Source organism: Streptomyces sp. AC558_RSS880 (assembly GCF_019049255.1).
Taxonomy (GTDB): domain Bacteria; phylum Actinomycetota; class Actinomycetes; order Streptomycetales; family Streptomycetaceae; genus Streptomyces.
This window is the reverse complement of record NZ_JAGMUJ010000128.1, coordinates 1-216: the sequence shown is the minus strand read 5'-3', so window position 1 is coordinate 216 and position 216 is coordinate 1. Positions and strand designations below refer to the sequence as shown.

Annotated in this window: 1 rRNA gene; it reads right to left on the bottom strand. The window is 59.3% G+C overall.

Annotated features, from left to right (window positions below):
* A 23S ribosomal RNA gene (locus tag KUM38_RS43775) occupies positions 1-216 on the bottom strand; the annotation flags it as partial.

Here is a 216-nt window from a genome sequence, read left to right as displayed (position 1 = left end):
TCTCCAACGAGCCGCTGACGTTTCGACTACGGGGGTCTTACCCTCTACGCCGGACCTTTCGCATGTCCTTCGCCTACATCAACGGTTTCTGACTCGTCCTGTTGCCGGCAGACAACAGAAGAGAGATCCCACAACCCCGCATGCGCAACCCCTGCCGGGTCTCACACGCATACGGTTTGGCCTCATCCGGTTTCGCTCGCCACTACTCCCGGAATC